Annotated in this window: 2 protein-coding genes; both read left to right on the plus strand. The window is 66.4% G+C overall.

Annotated elements, in window-relative coordinates; genetic code table 11:
* The first annotated feature begins 282 nt into the window (after window positions 1-282).
* Entirely contained in the window at window positions 283-1560 is a 1278-nt protein-coding gene (locus KZA10_RS13340; protein ID WP_218683120.1) for an NRAMP family divalent metal transporter, read from the plus strand.
* 4 nt (window positions 1561-1564) lie between these two features.
* The coding region (locus KZA10_RS13345) for a 5-oxoprolinase subunit PxpA (protein WP_218683121.1) at window positions 1565-2047 on the plus strand (483 nt) is incomplete at its 3' end.

Below are 2047 nucleotides of genomic sequence, written 5' to 3' on the forward strand. Positions count from 1 at the left end.
CTACCACCGCCGGAGGCGCCAACTCCGCCTGGGCCGTTTGACGCCCATCGAGTTCGAGACCATCATGAACACGACCGCCGCACTGGCGGCGTGACTACAACCTGTCACCTATTCGTGCAGCAGTCCCGGTACGACCTCCACCTCTGCGGTCGCATGTGGGCCATTACACGAAAGCAACCGCTCTGTAGCACGGCCGTAACATGATTGTTGAACAATCGGGTTCTATCCGTTCTACACTGGGGGTCACCCGACACCCACCAACGACGATGGGAATCCCCCCGCATGTCTGAGCAGACCACCGCCTCCCTCTCCCCGGAGGACGAGGCCCGCCTCTCGTCCGTCAAGAAGCGCGCGGGCCGCAGTGCCGTCATCGGCGCGATCTTCCTCATGGCCACCAGCGCCATCGGCCCCGGCTTCATCACGCAGACCGCCACGTTCACGGCGACGATGGGGGCGGCCTTCGCGTTCGCAATCCTCATCTCGATCCTCGTAGACATCGCGGTGCAGCTGAACGTCTGGCGCATGATCACCTCGTCGGGCAAACGCGCCGGCGAACTCGCCAACAGCGCCATCCCCTTCTCCGGGCACCTGATCGCCGTGCTCGTCGTGATCGGCGGGCTGGCGTTCAACATCGGCAACATCGCCGGTGGTGGGCTCGGACTGAACGCTCTGCTGGGAATCGACACCAAGCTCGGCGGCATCGTCACCGCGGCCCTCGCGATCATCATCTTCCTCGTGAAGAAGGCGGGACCGGTGATGGACGTCGTGCTGGTCGTGCTCGGCATCGGCATGATCGTCATGACCGTGGTCGTGGCCGTCATCGCGCAGCCGCCGATCGGCGGGGCCCTGCGCCAGACGTTCGCGCCGGATGAACTGAACTTCGCCACCATCACGACCATCGTCGGCGGAACCGTCGGCGGGTACATCACCTACTCCGGCGCCCACCGCTACCTCGACTCCGGCCACACCGGACCGGAGCACGCCCGCTCCGTGATGCGCGCGGCGACCAACGGCATCCTCGTCACCGGCGTCATGCGCTACGTGCTGTTCCTCGCGATCCTCGGGGTTGTGGCCTCGGGCGTCACGCTCGACCTCTCCGGTCAGGGCGCGAACCCCGCCGGTCAGGCTTTCGGCGCGGTGCTCGGCGATGCCGGACTCCGCATCTTCGGCGCGATCTTCTGGGCCGCCGCGATCAGCTCGGTCATCGGGGCGGCGTACACCTCCGCCACCTTCCTCTCCACCTTCACCAAGAAGCTCAAGGGCGGCTGGCCCCTGCAGCTGGCGACCGTCGCCTTCATCGTGGTGTCGCTGGCGGTGTATCTGTCGATCGGCACGGCACCCGCGGCGATCCTCGTCTTCGTCGGCGGTTTCAACGGCCTGATCCTGCCGATCGGACTCACGGTGTTCATGTACATCGGCTGGTTCCGCCGCGACCTGCTCGGCTCGAAGAAGTACCCGATGTGGCTGCTCGTCGCCGGTACGCTCGTGACGCTGCTCACCTGGTACATGGGGATCGTCTCGGTCGGCCCCATCTTCGCCTTCCTCGGAATCGGAGCGTGATCGCATGACGTCGATCGACCTGAACTCGGACCTCGGCGAGAACGTCGCCGACCGGATCGTCAGTGACGATGCGAGCATGCTGCGCCTCGTCACGAGCGCCAACGTGTCATGCGGGTTCCATGCGGGGAGCCCTGAGGGCATCCGCGAGACGCTCGCAGCAGCAGTGCAGGGCGGCGTCGTGATCGGCGCGCATCCCGGCTACCGTGACTACGAGAACTTCGGACGAACGAAGGTCGACATCGACTCGGCCTCGCTGCAGGCGCACGTCGAGTACCAGCTCGGTGCTCTCGTGGGACTCGCCGCCGCTGTGGGCGGGAGGGTCTCGTACGTCAAGCCGCATGGTGCGCTCTACAACACGATCGCGCGCGACGAACGGCAGTCGAAGGCCGTCGTGGCGGCGATCCGCGCGATCGATCCGAGCCTGGTGCTGTTGGGGCTCTCCGGGGGCGTCGTGCTCGATGTCGCCGCGCGCGCCGGACTCGCGGTC

The sequence above is a fragment of the Microbacterium sp. BF1 genome (assembly GCF_019279095.1).
Lineage (GTDB): Bacteria > Actinomycetota > Actinomycetes > Actinomycetales > Microbacteriaceae > Microbacterium > Microbacterium maritypicum.